Source organism: Streptomyces tricolor, assembly GCF_002155905.1.
Taxonomy (GTDB): domain Bacteria; phylum Actinomycetota; class Actinomycetes; order Streptomycetales; family Streptomycetaceae; genus Streptomyces; species Streptomyces tricolor.
This window is the reverse complement of record NZ_MUMF01000372.1, coordinates 1-2,090: the sequence shown is the minus strand read 5'-3', so window position 1 is coordinate 2,090 and position 2,090 is coordinate 1. Positions and strand designations below refer to the sequence as shown.

The following is a 2,090-nucleotide window of genomic DNA, read 5'->3' as shown; positions in this document are numbered from 1 at the left end:
GTCGTACAGCTCGCGGGCGCGGGCCGGCTGCCCGTCGTGCAGGGCGATGTGGGCGCGCAGCAGCAGCACGAAGGCCCGGGACTCCGGCACCGCGTACCGGTCGGCGGCGCCGCCCGCCTCGTCCAGGGCGGCCAGCGCGGTCTTCCGGTCGCCCGAGCGGTAGGAGATCTCGGCGAGGCGGGCGATCAGGAACGGCGACTCGGCGTACGCGCCCACCTCGTAGGCGAGCCGCAGCGCTTCCTCGTACTCGCCGCGCGCCTCGTCGTACCTGCCCCGGGCCATGGCGGCCTCGCCGGCCGCACTGCACACCTGGGCCCGTATCCAGCGGTCGCCGACGCGCCGGCCGAGCGTGCGCAGCTCGGCCAGGTCCTCGTCGACGCCGCGCAGGTTGCCGGGTGAGTCGACGGCGACGTGGGCGCGGTACATCAGGGCCACCGCGACCTCCCAGTCACCGCCGTGGCGGCGGCAGTTGGCGAGCGACGCGGTCAGGTCCGGGCGGAGGTCCGCCGGGCTGCCCAGGTAGTAGGCGGTCAGCGGCCAGACCACCCCGGGGAGGCGGGCGGCCGGGGGGCCACCGCGCTCGTAGGCCGCCCGCACGCGCGCGAGGTACTCCGGGGCGCGCTCGTCGCCCGCGAGGTTCTCCGCGCTCGTCTCCGAGGTCAGGAACAGGTCGAGCATGCGCAGGTCCATCCGCAGCTCGCGCAGCGGATGCCCGGCCTCGCCGTCGGGGTCGGCGAGGAACGCGCCGACCGGGTCGGCGGAGGCCACCCGGGCCGGCAGCTCGCCGGCCGGCGCGCCCGGGGGCAGGGCGTCCAGGGCGACGCCCAGGCGGAGCACCAGCCGCACCCATGACACCCCCTCCTGGCGGTGGTTGCGCAGCCACCAGAACCAGCCGATGGCCAGCACGATGGCACCCGCCTCGGCCTCGTCGCCCGCGCGCACGGCACGGTCCAGGGCCGCGCGGATGTTGTCCAGCTCGGTCTCCAGGCGGGAGATCCAGGGCAGCTGGGCCGCCGACCGCAGCCGCGGCTCGGCCTCCTCCACCAGGGCGCGCACCCACGCGCGGTGGCGCCGCTCGGCCGCCGCGCGCACTCCGGGGACCTCGGCCGCGCGCTCGGTGGCGTACTCGTGGATGGTCTCCAGCATGCGGTAGCGCATGCCGGTGCCCGAGCCGGTGCCGTCCGGGGCGGCGACCACGAGGGACTTGTCGACCAGCGCGCCGATCAGGTCCGCCGCCGGGCCGGTGCAGACGGCCTCGGCGGCCGCGAGGTCCCAGCCGCCGGCGAACACCGACACCTCGCGCAGGACCGTCCGCTCCCGCTCGTCCAGCAGCTCCCAGGACCAGTCGACGACCGCGCGCAGGGTCTGCTGGCGGGGCAGGGCGGTGCGGCTTCCCGAGGTGAGCAGGCGGAAGCGGTCGTCCAGGCGGTCGGCGATCTGCCGCGGGGTCAGCAGCCTGAGCCGGGCCGCGGCCAGCTCGATGGCCAGCGGCAGCCCGTCCAGGCGGCGGCAGATCTCCGCCACGGCCTCGGTGTCGGCGAGCACCGCGTCGGCGTCGGGGCGGACGGCCTTGGCGCGCTCGGCGAACAGCCGGTGCGCCTGCTCCGGGACGAGGGGCTCGACCGGGCGCACCGACTCACCGGGGACGCCCAGGGGTTCACGGCTGGTCGCGAGGATCGTGAGCCCGGGGCAGCGGGTGAGGAGGGTCTCGGCGAGGGCGGCTGCCGCGCCGATGACGTGCTCGCAGTTGTCAAGGATCAGGAGCTGGCTGCGCGGGGCGCAGTACTCGATCAGCAGGGCCGTGGGGTCGGCCTGCGGGGTCGCCAGGTCGTTGGTCAGGAGCACGGTCTCGCGCAGACCGAGCGCGCTGACCACCGCGCCGGGCACCGCCTCGGGCCGGTCGAGCGGGGCCAGCTCGACCAGCCAGGCCGAGGGGAGCGCGGCGGCGGCCTCCTCGGCGAGACGGGTCTTTCCGGAGCCGCCCGGTCCGGTGAGGGTGACCAGGCGGGCCCTGTGCAGGTCGGAACGAATGGCCTCCAGCTCCGGTTCCCGGCCGACGAAGGAGGTCAGCCGGGGGCGGAGGTTCCCGG

General features: G+C 76.6%; 1 protein-coding gene. It reads right to left on the bottom strand.

What is annotated here, in order from left to right:
• On the bottom strand, positions 1–2,090 hold a 2,090-nt coding region (locus CCN44_RS25490; protein WP_158103147.1), incomplete at both ends, for an ATP-binding protein.